The sequence below is a fragment of the Rhodopirellula europaea 6C genome (assembly GCF_000338295.1).
GTDB lineage: Bacteria > Planctomycetota > Planctomycetia > Pirellulales > Pirellulaceae > Rhodopirellula > Rhodopirellula europaea.
The window spans coordinates 23,686-46,307 of sequence record NZ_ANMO01000147.1; the positions used below are offsets into that span (position 1 = coordinate 23,686).

At 54.7% G+C, this 22,622-nt stretch carries 13 protein-coding genes; 1 reads left to right on the forward strand and 12 read right to left on the reverse strand.

Features of this window, described 5'->3' with window-relative positions:
• Positions 1 to 24: 24 nt before the first annotated feature.
• Complete coding sequence (locus tag RE6C_RS15665) at positions 25 to 2,394, reverse strand: arylsulfatase (protein ID WP_008658013.1); 2,370 nt, start codon at positions 2,392 to 2,394, stop codon at positions 25 to 27.
• A gap of 699 nt (positions 2,395 to 3,093) precedes the next feature.
• On the opposite strand from RE6C_RS15665, the gene RE6C_RS15670 reads away from it, so the two are divergent.
• Positions 3,094 to 4,164 (forward strand): diguanylate cyclase domain-containing protein, encoded by a 1,071-nt coding sequence (locus RE6C_RS15670; RefSeq protein ID WP_008658014.1) that lies wholly within the window; start codon positions 3,094 to 3,096, stop codon positions 4,162 to 4,164.
• 43 nt (positions 4,165 to 4,207) lie between these two features.
• Here RE6C_RS15670 and RE6C_RS15675 read toward each other — a convergent pair whose 3' ends face one another.
• The 11 genes from RE6C_RS15675 to RE6C_RS15725 form a co-directional block, all read right to left on the reverse strand.
• Positions 4,208 to 5,608, reverse strand: coding sequence for a right-handed parallel beta-helix repeat-containing protein (locus tag RE6C_RS15675; protein WP_236618249.1), 1,401 nt, complete (start codon positions 5,606 to 5,608; stop codon positions 4,208 to 4,210).
• A gap of 136 nt (positions 5,609 to 5,744) precedes the next feature.
• The gene (locus RE6C_RS15680; protein WP_236618250.1) at positions 5,745 to 7,166 is read right to left on the reverse strand and encodes a Gfo/Idh/MocA family protein; all 1,422 of its coding nucleotides are present in this window, start codon (positions 7,164 to 7,166) and stop codon (positions 5,745 to 5,747) included.
• Positions 7,163 to 8,245 (reverse strand): sugar phosphate isomerase/epimerase family protein, encoded by a 1,083-nt coding sequence (locus RE6C_RS15685; RefSeq protein WP_039962248.1) that lies wholly within the window; start codon positions 8,243 to 8,245, stop codon positions 7,163 to 7,165. Before RE6C_RS15685 ends, RE6C_RS15680 begins: the two co-directional genes overlap by 4 nt.
• 54 nt (positions 8,246 to 8,299) lie before the next feature.
• Positions 8,300 to 9,082 (reverse strand): SDR family NAD(P)-dependent oxidoreductase, encoded by a 783-nt coding sequence (locus RE6C_RS15690; protein ID WP_008658018.1) that lies wholly within the window; start codon positions 9,080 to 9,082, stop codon positions 8,300 to 8,302.
• Complete coding sequence (locus RE6C_RS15695) at positions 9,079 to 10,371, reverse strand: DUF1552 domain-containing protein (protein ID WP_008658019.1); 1,293 nt, start codon at positions 10,369 to 10,371, stop codon at positions 9,079 to 9,081. Before RE6C_RS15695 ends, RE6C_RS15690 begins: the two co-directional genes overlap by 4 nt.
• Positions 10,372 to 10,393: 22 nt before the next feature.
• Positions 10,394 to 12,943 carry a DUF1588 domain-containing protein gene (locus tag RE6C_RS15700; protein WP_236618251.1) on the reverse strand — a complete coding sequence of 850 codons (2,550 nt, stop codon included), beginning with the start codon at positions 12,941 to 12,943 and terminating at the stop codon, positions 10,394 to 10,396.
• A 313-nt stretch (positions 12,944 to 13,256) separates the two neighbouring features.
• On the reverse strand, positions 13,257 to 15,932 hold the full coding sequence (locus RE6C_RS15705) for a sulfatase-like hydrolase/transferase (RefSeq protein ID WP_039962249.1): 2,676 nt from the start codon (positions 15,930 to 15,932) through the stop codon (positions 13,257 to 13,259).
• Positions 15,932 to 17,212, reverse strand: coding sequence for a DUF1552 domain-containing protein (locus RE6C_RS15710; protein WP_008658022.1), 1,281 nt, complete (start codon positions 17,210 to 17,212; stop codon positions 15,932 to 15,934). The genes RE6C_RS15705 and RE6C_RS15710 overlap by 1 nt, the downstream gene beginning before the upstream one ends.
• A 10-nt stretch (positions 17,213 to 17,222) precedes the next feature.
• The gene (locus tag RE6C_RS15715; protein WP_236618252.1) at positions 17,223 to 19,823 is read right to left on the reverse strand and encodes a DUF1592 domain-containing protein; all 2,601 of its coding nucleotides are present in this window, start codon (positions 19,821 to 19,823) and stop codon (positions 17,223 to 17,225) included.
• The gene (locus RE6C_RS15720; RefSeq protein WP_008658025.1) at positions 19,820 to 21,565 is read right to left on the reverse strand and encodes a FecR family protein; all 1,746 of its coding nucleotides are present in this window, start codon (positions 21,563 to 21,565) and stop codon (positions 19,820 to 19,822) included. Before RE6C_RS15720 ends, RE6C_RS15715 begins: the two co-directional genes overlap by 4 nt.
• Entirely contained in the window at positions 21,565 to 22,134 is a 570-nt protein-coding gene (locus RE6C_RS15725) for a sigma-70 family RNA polymerase sigma factor (protein WP_008658027.1), read from the reverse strand. Before RE6C_RS15725 ends, RE6C_RS15720 begins: the two co-directional genes overlap by 1 nt.
• Positions 22,135 to 22,622: the final 488 nt, after the last annotated feature.

Here is a 22,622-nt window from a genome sequence, read left to right on the forward strand (position 1 = left end):
ACTCGATGCTCAGATTCGTCGGGTCTATTCCAGTTCGATCACCACTGTTTCGATCTGAGCAGAAAACTTGAACGGTGCTTGATAGGCGTCCGTCACAGGCTGGCCACTGTCTTCGCCGATGCCAAAGGTATCGATCCCGAAGCGAGCAGCTACGGTCGCCTCCATTTTGCCCATGGCAACCGTTTCGCCGTTGACCTTCAGAGCGATCTTGGCGCCTTTGCCCACCTCTCCTTCGGCTCCCTGATAGTCGAAGTCCACTTCGATCGTTGCGTCACCAACTGGAACTGGCGATTGTCCTTTCAACACCGTGTGCTCTTCAAAGAAGTTGTAGTCGAATACCGGTACGCCCTTCTCGAGGTAAAGCGTTATCCCCGCCGCGACTCCGCCGAAACCCATGATCACGCCTTCGGTACTTTCTTCCTTCGTCTTGATGTTCGCAGTAAGCGTCCAGCTTCTGTTCTTCATCGGAGGCGCTGCAGGTTCGGCAATTCGCGTTGCGCCGGGATAGTATGTATAAGTCGACGAATCTTCGTCGGCACCAGGTACCGGCGGTTTGGGCGTAGCAAGTCTCGCTGCACCGCGATCGTCCAACGGGTAGACATCGTGTTTCTCCGCTGCCGCGTCGAACTTGCGCTTCATCTCCGCCAGCTTCTCGGGCATTTTGCTCGCGAGGTCGTTCGCCTCGGAGAAATCCTTTTCCAGATTGTAAAGTTCCCATTGGTCTTTGTCCCAGTTCCCTGGGGCGAGGTCTTGTCGCCAAGGACGGGTGTGCTGCGCGTTCGCCTTCCAACCTTCTTCGTAGATCGATCGGTTGCTGAGCACTTCGAAGTACTGTTCCCTACGCCCTTCAAAACCAGGGTTGTTGAAGCTGTCGAGGAACGATTTTCCGGCCAACGGCTTTTGGTCAACACCGTTGACCGATTCCGGCATCGGAACTCCAGCAGCGTCAAGGATCGTTGGTACCACGTCGACCAAGTGCAAGAACGCATCACGCGGTTTGGAATCGTGCTCGATCTTCGCCGGCCATGAAACAACCATCGGGTTGCGAGTTCCACCGAGGTGCGAGGCGACTTGCTTCACCCATTGGAATGGTGTGTTACCGGCCCACGCCCAGCCAACTGGATAATGCGGTTCCGATTCCGGACCTCCCAGTTTGTCGAGGTTCTTCAAGACGTCATCTAGCTCAGTCGGCAAGCCGTTCAAATTTTTGATCTCGTTGAGTGTCCCATCGGGGCCTCCCTCCGATGACGCGCCGTTGTCACCGACGATGTACATCACAAGCGTGTTCTTGGCATCGGGTAATTCCTTCACTGCATCTAGAAGCCGTCCGACTTCATGGTCCGTGAAGGCAAAGTACCCAGCGAAGTTTTCGAACAGAGCAGCGTAGACCTTTTTCTGTTCATCATTGAGGCTATCCCAAGCGGGGACCCAATCCGGCCGTGGCGTCAGTTCGGTGCCGTCGGGAATGATGCCCATCTCGAGCTGATTCTGGTAGACCAGTTCACGGTACTTCTCCCATCCCATGTCGAACTTGCCCTTGAACGGTTCACGCCACTCGGCCGTCACATGGTGCGGGGCGTGCATGGCACCGGGGGCGAAGTACATGAAGAAAGGCTTCTCAGGCGCGACCGACTTAGAGAACTTCATTCTGGCGATCGCCTTGTCCGTCATGTCGGACATGAAGTGGTAGCCTTCTTCCGGAGTTTTGTCAGGCTCCACGGGCGTGGTGTTTTCAAAGATGACGGGGTAGTACTGGTGCGTTTCGCCAGCGTTGAACCCGTAGAAGTATTCAAAACCCATTCCCGTCGGCCAGCGATCAAACGGACCGGCTACCGTGGTTTCCCAGTCCGGGGTGTTGTGATTCTTCCCGTACCACCACGTGTTGTAGCCGTTGCCTTTCAGAACTTCGCCAATGGTGGCCGTTGTCTTGGGAAGCATCGTGGAATAGTTGGGGTATCCAGTCGCCCATTCCATCAAAAAACCGTTGCCGCACTCATGGTGGTTTCGTCCGGTCAGCAAGGCAGCACGCGACGGTCCGCAGATTGCCGTCGTGTGGAATCTGTTGAACTTCAGACCTTCCGAAGCCAGCTTGTCGAGATTGGGAGTTGGAATCAGACCGCCGAATGTTGAGGTCTGACCGAAACCAACGTCATCCAGGAGAATGACAATGACATTTGGCGCATCCTCCGGAGCTTTGAGAGGTTGCGGCCAATCTGGCTGGCTTTGTTTGTATGTATTCCCGAGCTCGCCCTCGAACGGCGACAACTCGATGGGCAGCCGACTCCGATCCGGCCAATTGTCATTTTGTGCTTGCAGCTCATTTGGTGCGAAGGCGAGAAGTACTAAAGCGAGCAAATGAAGTAAGAAGCCAGACTGCTTCGAAGATGAAATCATGTTTTTCTCACTAAGGGAATTACAAGACACAGGTGCGTCATCCTGTATGCGGAGCATGACGCGGGGAAACAGATGTGTGAACTGAACTCGGTCGTTATAGACTGCGGCGACCACTGACCTCGGACTTCTTTGGGAAGGTTTAGCTTTGACCCCGACGACCTGCGCTGAGACTTCCCGGATAGATTCGAATGCGTTGCGAAGAGCACCGACGGTGCTTCCAACGGCATTGGAATGACGAACGCATTGTTTGAGAAGCTGAACCAGACGCTGGCGACAGCTTCCGGATCTGATTGTACCGAATGATGCCAAACGCCCTCGGAAAAAAGAGCACCCTAACGTAGAGAAGGATTTCGACGAAGTCTTCATGGATGTCGGCGTTTAAGTCGGGACTGGCGTTACCGAGGGCGCGTAGGCAATATCCAGAGATGGCTCTCTCTGACCTCGCGTCCGAGCTTCGTCCATACCTAACCTCATCTGCAGAGTCGCCGCGAGTTATGGCAGATGGGAACGTCGGGCTCGCGAGTGTTTAAAGCAGATCGTTCGCAGAGAACGTTTCGCCAGAGAACATCGAGGCCGGCGATTGCTTCAGGTGGTATCTTGCTTACCTCATTCTGGCGGGTGCGACATGAGCGTCTTGCTAGGTGCTGCAGCGGGTTCCAGAAACTGTGTATTGTCTTCACTATATCGACTGTCGTCTCATTGACTCTGGTCTCGTTCGCTCGCGTGGAAGCGATCGATTTCACCTTGAACTTCCTGAGAGCCATGTCCGCTGCCGATCCATTCGCGATTGCAAAGGCTGCACTTCAACGAGTGGGCCAGTTTAACACCCCACCGACTCCCGAAGTCTTTGAGGTGTGGTACCGATACATCGAAGGACTTAACGAAAATTTAACTGAACGTCTCGACTACGTTGTCAATGAAACGCAGTCTGTTGATACGGACATGTTGCTGACCATCCACAAACAGCACTGCCTGGAGCAGGAAACAATTGCTTCTAAGGTCAGTAGGTCACTCGTCGAGGAACTCCGTAATGCCAAGGACCTTCTCAATGAGCAGCAGACCGTAGGGTCGCAGTTCGGGAACTCCGTTGGGATGGCGGGCAAGATCTTGTCAAGCGAATCGATTGGCCAAGATCAGATTGTTCGCTGCGTGAAGTCACTCGCTCGAGAGACGGCCGAGATTCATTCGAAATTTGAGGAAATGTCGCAGAAGCTTGCCGAATCGCAGTCCCAAGTCAACGCACTTGAGAATGATTTGAGTGAGATGAATAAAGCTCTCTTGGTCGATCATTTGACGGGAATCGGAAACCGCCGCTGCTTCGATTCATTGATTGACAAGTCTTTGCGAATGGCCCCCGCTGAAGATTGCAATGTTTACCTCGCTATCATGGATTTGGACGAATTCAAAGCCATCAACGACACCTTTGGACAAGACACCGGGGATGATGTCATCCAGTTTGTCGCGAAGTCGCTCGCAGATTTGAGACCGGAGATCCCGGTGGCACGGCTTGGCGGTGATGAGTTTGCTGTGGTATTGGCCAACATGGCCAAGAGTGCCGTGGAAGAATTCGAAGAGGATCTACGGGCCTTCTTTTCGAAAAAACGGCTTGTTAGCCAGAGTACCGGAGAGACGATTGGGTTTTTGAGGCTCTCGATTGGCATTGCGAAACGTCGGCCGGACGACGATGCAAAGAGCTGGATGTCTCGGGCGGACCAATTGCTTTATGAAGCCAAAAAACTCGGCCGCAATCGGTCGAGAATCGATCTGTGACCACCGAAGGTTGGCACCACATCAAGAATTGAACTGAACAGCATCACTGGATCGACGGAGTCCTAGAAGTTGACCAACCGTTCACTGTCAATTCTCCGTGGACGCCAACCTCGAACTTCAGCGGTTGTTCCAGACCCACATTGCGATCGGTTGTGGCGTTCTGGAATTGATCTGAGACCGAAACGTTGATGAGCAGGTTGTTCTCGATGGTCATGTCATCGCTCTCGTCTCTTCGCAGCAGCGAACGTGTTTGACCGATGCATTCGATCCGATTGTTGCGAATCTCGATCGTTTTGAAATCGCAGTCCGAATGGAAACCAAACAAGCCCTCGGTGCGCGGGGTCGCTGTGGTGCGTGTGATCACGTGATTGTTGCGGATGACGAGATTGCTGTACGGCTCGTTGATCCAGATGACACCACGCCCCGGATTGTTGACCAGATTGTTGTGAAAAATGGCGGGGCCTGGTGCGGCGGCTTTACCGAATCCGGATATCAGATTGCCATGGTCTTTGGTTAGGTCGAAGTCGAATAAGTTGTGGTCAATATCGACTCCGTTGCGAACGAATTCGATTGAGTAACTGTTTCGGAAATAGTTGTGGTGGATATGAAACGTGCTGCCGCTTTCTGGCACCGGCCCACCTGCGTGTTTTGGGATGGAGACCGTCCCATGGCAAAGGTTGTGATCAATCTCCACGTCCTCGTCGTTCTCGAACGGGAACTCCATCGAGAAGTTGACTTCGATCGTATTGTGGTGAATTCGACATCGCTTTGCTTGGCGGCATTTGATCCCGTAGAACTCATCCTGTTTGGTGGTTTGAGTGCGGAGGAAACGGTTGTGTGAAATCTCGCTGTCCTTCATCCAGATGGCAAAGATCGCTCCGCCAGTGATGCCGCCCTTGACGCCCGGTTGGCCGCGTCTCCAACGGCCGCCCGCGTCGATGAACTCGCAGTCGTGGATCTTCGCTCGTTGCATCGAGAAAGTTCGGATGCCCGACCACAAGGTGTCTTCGATACGCAAATGGTGGAGATGCAAATCGCGGTTTCCCCGACCGAAAATTGCACCGTGCATCCCCGGTCCGCGGAGCGTCAGCCCTTCGATGGTGATTCCCGCAGCGTCATTTTGAAGTCGCATCAGGTAGGCCCGAGTGTCCATGCCTTCGGTTTTCATTTCCGGATCTGGCAATGTATTCGTCGGCGGTTTCCAAGTCGGGACATGGGTGATGATGGTCTTGTCCATCCCCGCACCACGAATGGTCATCCCGGGTTTGGGTTCCAATGGCTCAGATAGTTCGTAAGTGCCCTCCGCGATTTCAATGGTCTGGCCTTCTTCGCCATCTCGCACCGCCGCAACGAGTGCTTCCGTGTTGTCAATTGATTCGGCAAATGCCTCGCACGTCCAAAGGCATGTGGCTGCGAACAGGAATACGCGAAAAACTACCGACATACGTTGTGGCCTCGTTGAGAATTTGGCAGGAACGATCCGTGTCGGTTCGCGAGCAAAACCGGCCATTGAATTGGGGGTGAAAACCGGCAACCGCAAATCAGGAGCGAGTCCGAAGAAATCTCCTGGATACAGGGGATCATGTCGGTAGCTCGAATGTTTTGCGGCGTGGCCGATCCAGAGAAGCGTTGGCTTCGTTATCGTTTTCAAATCTTTCCTTGGCAGGATTCCAGCTCAGCGGTCGGTTTAGTTCGCGGGCGAGGTTCGCCAGATGACACACAGTGACGCTGCGTTGACCAATTTCGATGGATGCGTTGGGTGTCTCTCGAGATCGGATGCAGTCCAGCCAGTTCTGCAAGTGTGGACGCGCCACGTGACCGACTCCGTCCCATCTTGCGGCATCTGAAATGCTCGAAGCATCTTTCACCAAATCAATTGGTTCGGTGACGAATTTGTTACGACTAATCGCCATGGTGCCTCGCTCACCGTAGAACCTTGCGGTGCCAATGCCCGGCAGGAAGTTCAACACCGTGCCATTGGCGTATTCCATTGTGATGGGACGAAAGCGAATCGCATCAGAAAACGACTCGTTCGGGCGGGGCGTTTTTCGACGCCACTTCTCTTTCCAGTCTTGTTCGAGTGCGGATTCGGTGATGTCAAGCTTTCGGTTTCGGGCAGTGTTCTCATCGAGCGGCATGACTTTCACTGGACCCGATTTGTCCATGCCCAGGGCGTACTGAACCATGTCGATGTTGTGTGCTCCCCAGTTGGTCATGAGGTGGCCGGAGTAGTCACGGAACAGGTCCCAACCTCTCCAAAGTAGTTCATTGACTTCGAATTCGTCTTTGACCCATAGCTTTCGATTGTGAGGACGCATGGGCGTTGGGCCGACGAACAGGTCCCAATTGAGACCGCCAGGAATTGCTTCGGCGGGATAGTCAGAACGTGAGATCGGACCGGGATAGTTGGGGCAGTCGACACGTGTGACCTTGCCGAGTCCACCGTCTCGGATGAACTCACAGGCAAAGCGATTGACTTCCATCGTCCGTTGCTGGCTGCCGACTTGCAGAACTCGGCCGGTCGCCTTGACCATTTCCGCAAGCAATCGACCCTCGCGAATCGTTACCGAGATTGGTTTTTCAAGATAAACATCCAGTCCAGCTTGCAGCGCCAGCATCGCGGCCTGGACGTGATGGTGATCGGGCGTGGCGATGATGACCGCGTCGAGCTTTTCTGTGTCCAACAACCGCCGGTAGTCTTGGTAGGTGTTGCAACGCGGCGCCTGGCGGTCACGAAAGTCGGCCAACACTTCAGCAAACTCTTTGTTTGGATCGAGCGTTTTAGCCATGCGTGAAGTCGCACAGTCACAGATTGCGGTGACTTGTGCGGACGCGGGTAGATTGCCGATCAAATACTTGCCGCGAACCCCCGTCCCTATCACGCCGACGCGGATGCGATTCGAGGGACTCTCACCGCGTAACAATGACGTCCGGTCTCTCGCAGTCAAACCGGCACCGACAGCGACTCCACCCGCGATCATCTTTCGTCTTGAGAATCTCATAGACCAAGCTCTCGCTGAGCGTAGTTCAGACTCGATGCGATGTTGATGTCTTCGAGCTTGACCTGGTCAATGAGCGGTAGCGACGTCACGGAGATCGCTTTGGCAGAGTTTCGCCGAACGAACTGCAGCGTCCTGGCAAGATCACCTCCTGTCGGTTCGGTAACGCTTCGCCAGTATTCCTCAGTCAAACACGGCACCTTCAACGCATCGCGAGTGATCACCTCGAGACTAAATTGCAAATTTGGCTTGGCCGTTCGGATGATTTCGACGATGCGTTTCAGATCAAAGCTGCCTTGCCCCAGCGGGATGTCGCCGAGCAGGAAGCCGTCGTCATACTCGCTGAGTGATTGGTCTTTGAAATGGACCGAACATGCAAACGGAGCCAATGCCTCGATGGAGCCATAGACATCGTCTAGCAGCGAAAAACTATTCCCCGTATCAACGCATGCCCCGACCATCGGGCTATTGATTCGCTCGAGCAATGCAACACGATCGTCGATTCTTTCATCCTTGTGATTCTCAATCGCCAAGGGCACTTCGTACTTCTCGACGATGGGCAAAGCACGCTCAACCATAGCGTGTCCCAACTTGGCGGCCGCCTTGAAATCAGCGTAGGAGTTGAAGTACTCGTAGCGTCGACCAGGGATGATGACCGTGCGAGCCGCTTTCGCCCCTGCGTTACGCGCTGCCTTCATCTCAGCATCAAAACGAGACAAGTCGTCACGATCTCTCGGCGGCTTAACGATGGTCTCGATGTACAGGTCGTGTTCGTCGGCGAATTGGCGGAGGTTGTCGCAGTCGCGTCGAGACAGCGAACCGAGTGCCACTTGCGCACCTCCCGCGCCAAGTGAGCGGCAGTGCTGAACAAAAGTCAGGGGATCAAACAAGTTGACCGATGGATCTTGTTTCTTCATCCACTTGCGACGCAAGTTGCAGTCGTACATCACGATCCCCAAACCAGAACGCTTGACCGGTTCGTCCGCAAATCCTGGTTGCACTGTTGCGGAAGCGACAAACGCAGTGATCGCACTCATCTGGCGTATTGCAGCACGGCGATCGATAGAAGAAGGCTTGTTCATGTTCCGTCTCCAAAGTTGTTGCCCATGGCTACCGACGCTGGCTCATGTTCCTGTTCATCGTGCCGTCCATCCGCCGTCGACGGTCAGCATGCTACCGGTCATGTAACTTGATGCGGGACTGGCGAGAAAGATCGCAGCTCCCTGGATCTCCTTCAGGTCACCCCAGCGTTCCAACGCCGTCGCTCCGACGATGAATTTCTTGGCCTCTTCCGTTTCCGCGATTGGCACATTCATCGGCGTCAGGAATGGTCCGGGGCAGATCGCGTTGACAGTGATTTTGTCCAGAGCGAGTTCCAGCCCAAGGGCTCGCGTTAGATTCACGACGGCACCCTTGCTGGTTGCATACGGTGTTCGGTTCGCAAGCCCAACCAGTCCCAGTGTGCTGGCCATGTTGATGATCCGACCGTAGTTTCGCTGCTTCATTGCGGGGATAACATGTTTTGCACACAACCACATCGCATCAACATTTACCTGTTGCACTTGTCGAAATTCTTCCAGCGACAAATCTTCAATTGCTCCACGGATGTTGATGCCCGCACTATTGATCAGAGTATCGATGCGACCGAATTCGGACTGAGCACGGTCGACCATTTGTTTGACTTCGTCTTCCGACGTCACATCCGCCGCGATGCCAATCGCCTTGATGGGATACTCTTCGGCAATCTTGCTTGCTGCTGATTGAGCCTCGGCTTCGTTGCGGCTGACCAGCAAGATGTGCGACCCGGCTGAAGCCAAGCCAGCAGCCATCGCCTCGCCGAGCCCCTTTGATCCGCCGGTGACGATCGATACGTTGTCAGTCAAATCAAATTGTGACAGTCCAGGCCATCGCGTCATCATGTTTCCAGCCCTCTCATAGTCCCTGCACTGCTGGAAAACGATTCATCTTCGATCCCCATGTTCTGCAGCATGCTGACGAAAACGTTCGCCAGCGGCTCGTTGTTCTTTTTGTCAAAGCTCAGGTGCGATCCGTGTTTGAATCCGCCGCCTGCGAGCAATACCGGCAAATTCAGGCCATCATGCCGGGCCGCATTGCCAATGTTGCTTCCCTGTAAAACCATCGTCTGATCCAATAGTGAGACTCCGTTTTCCTTGACGTCCCGAAGCTCTCGCAATAACTTTGCGAGGCAATTCATCTGAGCCGTTTCAATCCGTGCCAATTCGTCCGCGGATTCCTGCTGCGAGGATTGGTGCGTCAATGCGTGGTGCGGTGCGTTCACACCAGGCAGATCGACCGTGGGATTGAAGTCCTCATTGATCAGCACGGTGATCGCACGCGTCGAGTCGGTTTCCAAAGCGAGCCGAGCCATATCGAACAGCATTTGAGTCTTTGGAATCAGACCGCCCGGCGACGTGTTGTCTTGAGGCATCGGCGCGTCCACTTTTGGCTTCGATCGCTGTGACCACGCCTCCTGGATCTCGAGTCGCTTTTCGAGTTCACGAAGCGAGTCGAAGTATTGTTGCAATCGTTGGCTGTCCGCGTTGCCAACCCTGCTCTGAAGCGACTGAATCTCGTCACCGAACTGATCCATCAAACTGCGACCGTCTCGCAACCGCTGCATCTGGTTCTGAACTTGCTCCGCCGAACCATTCATGAACAGTAGCCGGTACACGTCGCTCGGCCGTTCGATCGCCGGCAGCGGAACGCCATCGGCTGTGAACGACAATGATTTGGAACCGGGGCCGACTCGCAAGGAAAGTGACGGAAATCGAGTGAGGTGCCCAACTTCCTGAGCGATCCGTTGATCGAGTGAGAGCGTGTTTTTAAAACCGGGACGTGTTGGATGTGTTGCTCCTGTCAGAAAGCAAACATCCGCCGCGTGCAGTCCGCCCGTACCGGGATGGTGCAGCCCCGAAAAGACGGTGAAGTCATCTCGCAAATCGCTGAGGGGTTGCAGGTAGGGCGACAATTCGTAGTCGCGACCTGACTGCTTCGGGAAAAAACGCTCAGGCATGAACCCGAGATCAACATTGATTCCCACCATCCGCTTCGGCTGCGGAGCTTCTGATTCCGCCGAGAATGCGGGACGCATGGCATCGAGGTAGGGCAACGCCAGACTTGCGCCTGCGGTCCTCAGGAACGTGCGGCGGCTGAGCGACTTGCGTCTGGGAAAATAGATGTTCTTCATTGGTACCAGCTTGGTTGAATTTCTATTTGTTCCGAAACATCGGACTTTGGACGAGACCGTGGATCATCGACCGAAGTCCGTAGCCGCTTTCGGCCGTTGCATCCAAAATGGCTTCGACGTGCTGTTGGTCACTGATGCCGACCGGATGTCCGGTTGAATAGATGACCAACCTCTCTAGCAGGTTTCGAGCGATGGCTCGTTCGTCTTGCAAGATGTACTGTCGAAACTGCTCGATGCCGGCAAACGGACGTCCGTCTTCCATTTCGCCGGAGGGATCCACCGGCAACGACAATTTGTATTTGATGGGCTTTGCACGACGATTGAGACCCACAACCGATTCGCCCTTTTTCAACGAATGGTATCGCTCGCGAAAACGCCCCATCACATCGAACGATTCCAACGCAAATCCTGGAGGGTCTATCTTTCGGTGACAAGAAGCACATGCGGGATCGGCTCGGTGACGGGCCAATTGCTCGCGAATTGTGGTCACGCCGCCGATGTCGGGTTCGACCGCCGCGACGGCTTCGGGTGGCGGTGGAGGTGGATCACCAAGCAGACGATCCATCACATAGACGCCGCGAACCACCGGTGAAGTGGTCGTCCCGTTGGCGCTCACCTTCAGCACACTGGCCTGAGTCAGTAATCCGCCTCGGATTGAATCATCTTCAAGGTTCACCCGCTCCACGTTCGCACCGACTGGACCTTCAATGCCGTAGAGTTCTGCCAACTCGCCGTTGGCCATCAAAAAGTCAGAATCGACAACGTTCCGAATGGGTAGGTCTTTACGGAGCAGTTCATGAAAGAACGAACGAGTCTCCATCAACATGGAATCCAGTGTCCATGTCGAGTATCCGCTATACAGATTTTCGTCCGGCTCGGTGACTCCGATTTCGCGTAAGTTCAGCCATTGGTCTAGGAAGTGCTCGATGAACCGATCGGTGCGAGGATCGCCGAGCATTTTGTCGATGAGTTTGGAATAGGAGCTCCGGTCGCTGGCAACGCTGACTGTCAACGAATCACGCAGTGGCTTGTCCGCGGGTGCGTTCCAAAGAAAGAGCGACAAGCGATTGGCCAATTCGTTCGGCGGCAACTCACCGGTTTGCAGTTCAACGAGAATAAAGCTTGGAGAACACAAGACGGAACTGTACGCCGAAATCATCGCGTCCTGAAACGACGCCCCGGCTAGCAGCCGACGCTCGAACATTGCCATCGGAATCAAGAAATCACGTTGTGAAACTTCTCGGCGATAAGCTTCGTTCATGAATGACGAGAGGAGTCGTTGGGCATCACGAGTTGGATCTTCCGCGTCAACCTGATAGCCGACGGAGGTCGTGTCGTCTGGCTTCAACGGCAGATTCCCAAACAATCGCCGATGGCTCTCTGGCGGCCAGTCATCAATGAAGGGGCCTTCGACCTCGAATCCTTTGATTGCAACCGCTGGCACATTGACCGAAAGGTATCGGGCCGTCTTGTCGCCAATCTCGATACGCCACAATGGCAACGTTGCCATCGCGACACTGATTTCTTCATCGGCCTTCAATTCGACATCGACTTCTTGCAGTCCAGCATTGGCCGTCACATCGAACGTGCCCAACAGTTCAGATTCACCGTAGACAGCGATCACTTCCGTGCGATCGGTGGTCTCGACCGATCCATGGTCGGCCTGAAACGCAAACGCATCAATCCGAATCGTGTATCGACCCGCTGCGGAAGCTCGACCGATCTTCATCGGTGCATTGGACACAATACCAATCGCATCAATGTACGGCTTTTCGTCCAATACGAAGCCGTGTTTCTTGGTCGAAAAATTTCCGGGATGGCTCTCAAACGTGCTGTCTCGTTCGTTCCCGATCAGGGGAATTCCGCTGCCGTGCTTGAATTCGAGATACAGCGGCCTGGCTTCGCGGATCAGCCGCAGCGTTTCCTGTTCCCTTGGCTTGCCTTTGTCCAGGACGATCGTTTGCCCGCGAATGTCCTTCAGCCAGACGCTGGTCTTTTTTGCTTGCGGTTTTTCAAACTGCGGTGCCATTGCCGCTCGCAGTGCATCATCAGCGACCTCCAGATAGCGATCGACTTGCACATGCGAGAATGGCAAAGTCGACGATGACTTGCCGAATCCGTCGGACAACGAATCAGGCGGCAGCTTGTCCCCCGCTTCCAGCAGCGGCATCCTAAGCAAATCACGTAGAGCGTTGATATGCTCGGCGCGGCTAAGACGACGTATCGTTGAGCGTCCTTCGTTTGCAATTCGATCTGTCTCTGCCGAAATTAGGCGGGGGCGAAGTGCTTTCTCGAAGGCATCGACTTCTGACTGCTCAACCGTGCCATAATCCGGTGGAGGCATTTCACCATTTTGTACGCGATCCAAGGCACGCACCCACTTGTCATGGGCGGACGTGTCGGCGAGATCAAACGAAAGCCCGTCTAGGTCGAAGCCCCGCTCCGAATCGTCGCCCGAGTGACAATCCAAGCAATTGTTCTCGACAAATTTCGCGATCTGTTCGGGAACGTCGGCGCGAGCTGGTGCGGTGAGGAGAACGCATGCGAGCGTAAACGCTAGTTGTAAACGCAAGTCCGGATCTCCTGTGTTGTGCATTCCTGAGCCCATAGCATCTTGTTTTGTTGCTTCTCCGTCACATAGCAGTTGCAACGGAATGGTTACCCAATCGCTCTGATTTAATCAGGGTTGCCGCAGCTCGGTTTTGGCTCGTCCGCGGCGACCGCTTGAGATTCGCCTTCCATACTTGATGTGATGCTGTCTGTCACGGCATCCGCTTGGACTCCTGAGCCAACGGTCTTCCGTATCACGCGGCATCAACCGGCAACACGTCAGCAACGTCAGCCCGCACATTCCTGCAAACGTTTGTGAATCAGGTGTTGTTTGGTCATTGTTTCGTGTCTGTATGAGCGGCTGCATTGATAAGCGTTCGCCAAGTCGGGAAACGCTTCGCGTCATCCTGCGTCAAATGTCGAACGACGTGCAATAGGTTGGGATCAAAGTAACTGCCGTACTCCATCACTCCCAGCGCATCTTCGGGATCGAATAATCGGCCGGCGCGATACTTTTCAATTCCGGCAGCGGCACGGCGGCGATCGAGATCGACCTTTGTCTTGACCCATTCCGCGTGAGTCTTTTCGCCCATTGCATACGGCACCAAGAATTTCACCGACTTTTTGAGCGATCCACCTTTTTGCGAACTCCACGAGTACAACGCCAAACCGTCTTCCCCAGCGAGCATTGCCAATTCCATCGGCGGCTTCAGTGAGCTTCCGTGATAGGTCAAACTGTCTCGATGTTTCAGGTCGCGACTGCTCCCGTCGGGGTAAAGACTTTTGCGGACAAATCGCTTGACGCCTTCATTGGCCGCTTTCGCCCAGTCGTCTCTTTGAAGAATCAATCCCGCCATCGCCAGCAGCCGGACACTCTTGGAATACCGATTCGTCACATGTTCGGAGTTCGCGACGACCGGTTCGTGTAGTTCGCCGATCTGTTGAACCCAAGCGTCAATGTGACGTCGCTGGTCGTCATCGAAAGAATCTCGCAGTGCCAAGTACGCTACCAGCAGCGGATGAAATTTGTTTTCGTTGACATCGTTGCCAGTGGGCTTGTAGGTGGAGGCCCAACCAAAGATCAAATTCCGCAGTGTCTCCGCTGTATCGCGGTCGCCGGTGGCCTGCCAATGTCGCATTAACACTGCGATCTCGGTCATCTGATTCAAGTGCTCGACTGTCTTGATCCGATTCGGATCGGTGTTGACCAGCCCCTCGTACTGAATCACCGCGATCGGTCGCGGCGTGACTCCAATCAAGGCAGCGGCGTCCTTTTGAATCGATTCCGCCAATGCGGCAGCTTCGGCGTCTGTCTTCACAAGCTTCCGCAATTTGGCGAGTTGCATGCTGTTTAGCGGACTCACATCTGGGATCGAGAACTCACCGACTTCCGTTTTGTGATTGTCAGCCGGGGCTTCGCGTTTCGGAGGCTTGCGAGCAGAGATCACCCGCGATCGAAGTTGAGTTGCGAGTTTCGACAGCAATGGATTGTCATCCGCGAGCGATGTGGTTTCGCCGGGATCAGCAGATAGATCAGTCGCGACCAACGCAACGACCGACTTCGCGTCGTTCTTCTCCCACCACTGCGTGTACCGATGGGTCTTTGTGCGGATCGAGTGACCAATCGTGTTGGCCTCGCCAACGCGGGCTGGATAAGACGAATAGGCACTGTCACGAATTTTGGCCGATGGATTGCGAAGTATCGGCAGGATTGATCGTCCTTGGAGATGCGAAGGAGGAGGGACATTTGCGACGTCGCAAAGAGTGGGATAAAGATCAATCAGTTCAACCAGTGAGGACGTTCTCGTTCCTCCGTCCCGTTTCATTCCGGGGTGACGAATGATTAGTGGCACACGCGTGTCGACTTCAAAATTGGTGTGCTTGCACCACGACGAATGATCACCGAGCTTCCAGCCGTGGTCGCCCCAAAGGATGACAACCGTGTTCTCCGCAAGACCGTTCTCGTCCAACGCATCCAAAAGGCGGCCAATGTGCGAGTCGGTGTAGGAAACACAGGCGTGATAGCCGTGTAGCAGTCGCTGATTCAGTTCACTGTTCCATTGAGTTGGGGCCTCGTCCGTTGGGATGTCGCCATAGGCTTTGATTTCGCCTGGATCCAGTTTGGCGGCCCCAACCGGGTATCCGGTGGGAATTCCCGCATTGGGCGGCATGGAAAAGCTCTCTCGCTGATACAGATCCCAGTATTTCTTCGGAGCGTTGAACGGAAGGTGCGGCTTGGTAAAGCCAACTGCCAAAAAGAAAGGCTTGTTCTCAGCCAGCATTTTCGGATCGATCGATGCGCTCGTGGTGGATGAAGCTGCGGATTCCCTTTTGCTGGGATTCGTTGCTTCGTCCGCTGCCTCGCTTATCGAACGACCGCCGAGTTGGTTTATCAATTCAGCTGCGAGGTCCGCACGCTGTCCGTCGATATACGCATTGTCCGCGACGTCGACCGACTCGGTCACCGGGCCTCGCTTGGGGCCCTTTCCTGTTTTCCGGTGCTCTTTGTCATTGCGATAGTGCGTTCGGATGTTGTCTGACGCGACCCAATGAGTCTCGTGGGCGAGATCAAACCATCGGTCCCAGTTGTCGCCATCAACGGCGGCGTGTCCGACTCGTTCGTGATAGACCTTTCCAAGTCCGATCGTCAGGTAGCCGTGGCGTCTGAGATGTTGGTTCAGCGTCGTCACACCGGACAGCTTTTTACGCCAGTCTTTGACGTGATAGCTCCGCAAGCCTGTGGCTTCGGGATACAAACCCGTCATCAGAGAGATACGCGATGCACCACAAACTGCTTGGTTGCAGTAGGCGCGATCAAACCGCATCCCGTCGGCAGCCAGGCGATCGATGTTCGGCGTGATCGCCTTGTTCCCGTAGCAGCCAAGTTCTGGGCGCAGGTCGTCCACGGCGATAAACAGAATGTTGGGCCGATCCTCAGCGAGAGTCGAAGTCGAGCAGGCTAGAACAAGAAGCCCGAAGTTCACTAAACGGAAAAGGTGTGCGTAGCTCATCAGATGAATTCCAAACCTCGCATCGTGCCTGTGCTCGTTGCGAACTTGTCGGCCTCTAGTCCGAGACGCTGTAGGACGCTGACGAATAAGTTGGGTAGTGGGTAATCGCCGTTGCCTCCCAGCGAAAGATGTTGAGCGTGTCGAAAGCCTCCTCCAGCGATCAAGACGGGCAAGTTGTTGTTCGCGTGGGAGTTGCCGTTGCCCAAAGCGGTTCCGTAGATGACCGAGGTCGTGTCGAGCAATGACCCGCCGCTGACGGAACGCTCGTCCAAGCTGCTTAGTAGTGATGAGAGTTCCCTGAACTGAGCCTCTTCGATACGTCGAAGTTGCTCAAGCTTCTCAGGCTGATTGCCGTGGTGAGTCAGTGGATGTGTACCGGTGTCGACGCCAGGGATATTTGGTTTGGCATCGTTTTGGTAAACGAATATCGAAATCAGACGCGTTGAATCGGTCTCCATCGCGATACGAGCAAGGTCGTACATCACGCGAGTCCTCTCGATCAATGCGCCGGGATCGTCGAAGTCTCGCGGCGGGGCCATCTCGACTTTTGTTTTGGGTTGTTGCTCCCATTGCTCGCTCTTGTGCAATCGTTTTTCGAGATCGCGAACGCCCGTGTAAAACTGGTCGAGTTTCGCTCGATCGGATCCACCTACTCGACTTCCCAGTTGGCGTGCTCGTTCACCAACTGAATCAAGAATGCTGCGTCCGTGACGAAGCTTGGCAACCTGTGCTTCGACTTCCTGCTTCGATCCTTGCACGAACAATTTGCGGAACAATCGCGAGGGTGAATTTTCGCCGGGAATCTGAACTCCGGACTGGGTGTACGAGAGGCTTCGCTTCGTGCCAACCGAAAGCGCGAGCGACGGGAACCTCGTCAGGTGTCCAATTCGCTCAGCAGCGAATTGGTCTACCGAGATCGAATTGCGAAACCCACCCATGCCCGGATGAGGTGCTGCAGTTAAGAAACACTGCTCGGCTTCATGGCCACCGTCAACTTCGGGGTGGGATACGCCGGAGAAGACAGTCATTCGCTCCCGAAAGTTGTCGAGCACCTGCAGGTACGGCGAAGCTTTGTAGTCGTGCCCTTCGCCCTCAGGGAAGAAGTACTTGGGAAGAATACCCTGGTTGGTTTGGATCGCGATGAGTCGCTGTGGTTGGGTGGATGCTTCCGCAGCCGCAACAGCCGGAGTCATTGCATCGAGCATCGGCAAGGCCAGCCCAACGCCGAGGCCACGCAGCATGGTGCGGCGACTGATGGTGGATTGAGAGCTCTTGGTCATGGCGGGTTCCCTATTTCGATCGAAATGTTTTGCTGAGGATGACTCGTTGGAGCAGAGTGCGAATCGGGTATCGATCTCGCGAGGTTTCTTCAAGGATCGATTCCACCACATCGCGATCCGCGAACGAAACGCTCGCACCGGTCGCGAACGTTAGAAACCGCTCGGTCAAATTGCGTGCAAGTTGTTCGTCCTGAGCGACAAGGATCTTTCGGAATTCGTGGATGTCGTCAAACTCGTGACCGTCTTCCGTGATGCCCGATGAATCAACCGGCAAGCCTTGTCGGTATTTGACATTGCGAAGCGCGACGACCAGATCAAGCTTTTTGCCTTTACCCAAGCTGCGATAGTGATCTCGCCACTTGCCCATCACGTCGAAGCTCTCGAGTGCGAATCCAGGCGGGTCGATCGACTTGTGGCAAGTCGCACAAGTTTCCGATTGGCTATGCATGGCCAACAACTCTCGCACCGTGGTTGCTCCGCGAGTGTCTGGCTCAATGGAGCCGGCGCCAGGCGGTGGCGGCGAAGGCGGCGTACCCAGGATTCGGTCCATCACCCACACGCCTCGCAGCACCGGTGAAGTCGTCAAGCCATTCGCAGTGACCTTCATCACACTGCATTGAGTCAGCAGTCCGCCGTAAGGCGAGTTTGCTGGCAACTTCACACGACGAATGGCGTTTCCTTTCAGCCCATCGATGCCGTAGAGCTCGGCAAGCCGTTCGTTGATCATGACGAAGTCCGCATCAACAATCGTTTTTGCGGGCAGGTTCTCGTCGAGCATTGTGGCAAAGGTTGCTTCGGTTTCTGCGACCGCCGAATCGACAACAAGATTGTCCGAAAAGTACTCTGGGAACAGATAGCGATCCGGAGAAGTGTCGTGGACTTTGCGAAGATCGAGCCACTGGCCTGTGAAGTCGCTGATGAACCGCTTGGACTTGGGATCGGCGAGCATCCGATCGAACTGCTTCTGCAGTCCAGCGTCGGTCAACAATTCACCGGAATCCGCCGAACTGATCAACTTGCTGTCTGGCTTACTGCGCCACAACATGTGAGACAAACGAGATGCGAGAGCATGGCCCTCCAGTTTGCCAGGCTGCTCCTGTAGATAAAGAAAGTCAGGCGAACAAAGCACTGCCTTGTAAGCCAATCGCATCGCATCCTGAAAGCAGGCTTTGTCGTCGATTGCTTCAACGGCGAAAGCGAGACAACGTTGAACTTCAGATTCCTCGGGAACGCGGCGATAGGCTCGCTTCATAAAACTCCGCAGCAATCTTTCGGCATCTTCCTTTGGCTGTTCAGAGACCACCATCATCATGTCCGGTGGCAACTGGAACGTTTCACGCAGCCCGCGTTTGTTGGCTGTCAGATCCGGTAGGTTCAATGGCTGAGGTGGATGGAAACCGGTCGCCTCGGTCCACGGACGCATCGGCAGATCGCCAAATAGCTGACGATAGCTTTCCGATGGCCACGGCTGGTTGGCAGGCTTGCCGCTGCATGATTCATCCGCGAAGGGTCCTTCGATCTCAAACCAATCCACTGCGATCCCGTGACCGCGATACGTCTTCATGAAGTCTTCGTGAGCTTTCCTGGCCACCTCGGGATCTTTTTTGTTCTTCGTCCTGTGTGACACCATGCGGTCATCTGCGGTGGCATAGTGGAACTCCAACAAGTCGCCCTCACGTTGCCAAGCAGTGAATTCAACGATGCCGCCGTCTTCATCTTCCGGCACATCGAATTTCGCGAGAATGCGGTTGGCAGCCGTGTTGACCCAGGCAACCTGCCCTTTCTCGGGTGGCAGTAAGTTTCCGTGGTCCCACAACGTCGCCCGGCATCGGATGCGGAATCGATACCAACCGGGGACACGCTGGGAGGAATTGCGAATGCGGCGTGGTGACTGAGCGTTATTGGGTTGTTGCCAGAACCAATTCCATTCCGGGCGATTGTCGACATTCCCGTAGCGGTCCTTCCAGTCTTTGCCGAGATACCGACCTTCTTCACTAAACCAAGTACGCACCTTCGTTGGCTTCGGAGTTGGGCGCAAACGCATCGCACCGTCGATCGCAACCTCGGCAGCCTCGAGATATCGAGCCAACTGCACATAAGAGATCTCCTGAGCCGCAGCGATGTTGTCAAATCCGTGCGACTCGGGATCGGGTGGTAGCATTTCTTTCAATTCCAACCACGGGGCCGCCAACAGATCTCTCATCGTGTTTTCATACTCGACTGGATTCAATCGTCGGCCGCCGACACGGCCGTGCTTCGCGTACCGATCTTTCCAAGCGGTGAGCAAAGCATCGCTGGTGATTCGAGTGAATTCCGCAACCGCTTCCGTTTCAGGCCGTGCTTCATCCTCCGGAGGCATTTCACCGGCAGCAATTCGATCGAAAACCTTCGCCCACCTCGCGAGGTTCACGGTATCGCTCGGCTCCAAAGTCAACGCCTCAAGATTCAAGCCGCCTTCCGGATTCCCGCCGTCATGACAGTGGATGCAGTGTTCCTGCAGAAAGGTGTGTCCTACCGGTGATTCTGCCGCCATGGAGGCGATTGTCATCGCCCAAGGAAGGAACAATCCGAACGATAGGGGTAGAACGGCTCGCACTGATAAACGCTTCATTGCTGTTTCTCAAGAATTGGGGCAACGCTTCGCCATGTCGGGCCGATCCGCAATTCATCGACAATGCGATCTGTCGTTCCCTCGCTGCTGAGCAAGACGAGGTCCAAGTAAGCTTTCAAGTCCACCTCCCGCGTCACAACGTGCCAAGTTGATGGCTCGGCATACTCCAAAACATCTTCCTCGCCGTAGACTCGGAAATAGACTTCATCGTCGCCTTCTTTGTGCGAGACAATCTTTCCGATCCACAGTGTTGTTTGCTCAGCTGGCAGCGTCTGTGGACTTGATTGCCACACGCCAGCACCCGTTTGAACCGTGGGACGGTACCTTGGTCCATGTCCAAAACTGATGACTTCGCCGTAGTAGTCGTCTGAACTGCGCAAGGTCAGACGCAATCGCTCTTTGTGTTCGCGCTGATTCGATGGTCGCTTTGTCTCACGCAGCATCAAACTCAAGAACGTCACACCCTCGCGATCAAGCTCAATTGCCTTCTTCAGAGGACGCACGTAGTAAACGCCGCCGCCAGACAACTTCAATGCACCGAGCCGACCGCCGGGCACGGGCCAAGAGACATTCATTTGGCCGTGGACAATTTCAAAGTGATCCGGCGAACTGTCTGTGTCCGGTTGAATCCGCTCCGAAGGCATTCGCTTGCGCCAGGGACCTTTCCAGCCGATCCCTACCGTGCTTTGCTCCAACGGCAAAATGCCAGGCGAATAATTGAATCCTTCGTAAGCAGTTAGCAAATCGGATCGCGACCGAGGATTCACACGACGGATAAACTCTTGGAACCTAGGTGAGTCCATAGGAACCGCACGTGGGAGACCGGATCGGTCGATGGCGATACCTTCGCCGGCCTGCAGTATCTTGGCCAATTCGTTTGCAGCATCAATGGGCCGATAGCTGACTTCGCCATCAAGTACGTGCACTTCCGTGTCGCCAACGCGATTTACTTTGACCGCGAACTCTGTTCCAAGATCGATCACTTCGCTCGTTGGAGTTGTAAGCACAAACCCTTCCGCACCCTGTTCCGCTCTGACCACGACATCGCCAAGCAACAATTCGGCACTGCCGGCCGAACGCAACCGCAGCGACGCTTCACCGCTCATGACCAGTTCTGCGCCCCCGTCAAACCGAATGACAGCTAGGCCCGATTTCAAATCGAGCGTTCGCGAAGAAAGACGTTGGCCCTCGGCAGGAGAGTTGCTTGAGCCCCAGTTGCAATTGTCCTCAAGTAGTACAGTCGCGATGTATCGCACCGGCACGGGAACGCCATTGATTGACTCTGCGATGGAGCCGCGACCGCCTGGCTCGTTGGCACGATCGGCAAGAAACCAAGCCAGCGCACCAAACAGAATGGACGCCGCTACGGCGACTGCAAGAAAAGACTGCTGCCAATTTCGTTTTTGAAATGGGCGGACAGCGTTGGCCGCGGGGTCGCTTTGCGTTGCCTTGCTCTCGGCACCTCTGGCGAACGCCTTTGGCTCACGTGACAGTTCCGAAATAACGTTCCCGATGAATTGCTGTCCGTCATTCTCAACGATCGAAACCGCGTCTTGGACGAACTGCTCATCGTCAAATGGTTGCAGGGCGAAACCAAGCAACCGGTGTTCTTCGTACAAGTCGCCGGCACGCACAAGAAGGTCTGAATCAGATGCCAAAAAATTTTGCAAAGCGGCAAAGCCAGCCTCGTCCAATTCGCCTTCGAGGTATCGCGTCCACAATTCTTCAAAATCATGAGACATTAGGCAGTCTCCTCGGTGAGCTTCTTTTCAATGCAGTCGTGCAGTTTTTGCCGGAGAACGAACAAGTGCTTCTTGATTGCCCCGACACTCCGACTGGACCGCTCGGCAATCTCGGCCAGAGGCAGTTCCTTGGCGTAACGCCAATCGAGAACGTCTCGTGCATTGCCTTCGAGCTGTTTCAAGCATTCACGCAGGTGAGCCAGCCGTGTCGGCTCTTCAGCAACGCCCAACGTTCGCCGTTCCAGTTCCTGACTCAGTGCATGCGGTACATACCGGCTGTGGTAATCAGCCGACCGCTTAAGCCGAGTGCATTCAGCCATCAACTGATAGCGAGCAATCGTGAACAGCCACGCCCGGAAATCGGTGCCGACCTCGTACTCGTCAATCCGCTTGAAAGCCGCCACGAAGGTCTGCTGCGCAACATCATCTGCATCACCACCGGGCGGACATCGCGAAACAATCCAAGCACGAACCGGCCGCTGGCAAGCACGGATTATTTCCGTGAAACCATCAAGGTCACCAGCAATGACACGTTGGATTATCTCGTCCAAGCTCGGGGACGTTGCCATCTGCACCTCTAAAAAGCAGCCAAAACTCGACAAAAGCGTGGGTGTGTCTCAGAGATAGCAGTTCCTGAACAATGGTTACCCCAAAACTGCAACGGCTGATCAGACGATGACAGGCAATTCCTACACGGCTGCACCTTTTAGCAGAGTCTCGCTGCCATCTTACTCGTGGCATCGCGGCAACGTGTCATCTGGTTTGGCATCGTGTTTCAACCGAATGGAAACCAAATGGCAGTAGAGATGTTCAGGGGCGGACACGCTCAGCCATTTGATGTCTTCAATCTGGAGGATTTGAACGAGGAGGTGATCCGTTCACTGATCACGCGACTCTTGGTCGAAGCTTCTTCATGACAGTCGCCGCGTTCATCCCGCAAACGATTTAGGGAAAGCTTTCTGATAGCACCGAATGACCAAAAGTGCGCTGCACGTAGCAAGACGTGGGCTCTTGAGAGGAAGCTTCCGATTCCCAACGTTTTGATACTCCACCGGTT

What these genes read in the sequence shown, in the direction of transcription:
- RE6C_RS15695 (WP_008658019.1), bottom strand. Translation starts at nt 10,371, where the DNA reads ATGAAGAACATCTATTTTCCCAGACGCAAGTCGCTCAGCCGCCGCACG.
- RE6C_RS15675 (WP_236618249.1), bottom strand. Translation starts at nt 5,608, where the DNA reads ATGTCGGTAGTTTTTCGCGTATTCCTGTTCGCAGCCACATGCCTTTGG.
- RE6C_RS15680 (WP_236618250.1), bottom strand. Translation starts at nt 7,166, where the DNA reads ATGAGATTCTCAAGACGAAAGATGATCGCGGGTGGAGTCGCTGTCGGT.
- RE6C_RS15665 (WP_008658013.1), bottom strand. Translation starts at nt 2,394, where the DNA reads ATGATTTCATCTTCGAAGCAGTCTGGCTTCTTACTTCATTTGCTCGCT.
- RE6C_RS15705 (WP_039962249.1), bottom strand. Translation starts at nt 15,932, where the DNA reads ATGAGCTACGCACACCTTTTCCGTTTAGTGAACTTCGGGCTTCTTGTT.
- RE6C_RS15720 (WP_008658025.1), bottom strand. Translation starts at nt 21,565, where the DNA reads ATGTCTCATGATTTTGAAGAATTGTGGACGCGATACCTCGAAGGCGAA.
- RE6C_RS15715 (WP_236618252.1), bottom strand. Translation starts at nt 19,823, where the DNA reads ATGAAGCGTTTATCAGTGCGAGCCGTTCTACCCCTATCGTTCGGATTG.
- RE6C_RS15690 (WP_008658018.1), bottom strand. Translation starts at nt 9,082, where the DNA reads ATGATGACGCGATGGCCTGGACTGTCACAATTTGATTTGACTGACAAC.
- RE6C_RS15725 (WP_008658027.1), bottom strand. Translation starts at nt 22,134, where the DNA reads ATGGCAACGTCCCCGAGCTTGGACGAGATAATCCAACGTGTCATTGCT.
- RE6C_RS15685 (WP_039962248.1), bottom strand. Translation starts at nt 8,245, where the DNA reads ATGAACAAGCCTTCTTCTATCGATCGCCGTGCTGCAATACGCCAGATG.
- RE6C_RS15710 (WP_008658022.1), bottom strand. Translation starts at nt 17,212, where the DNA reads ATGACCAAGAGCTCTCAATCCACCATCAGTCGCCGCACCATGCTGCGT.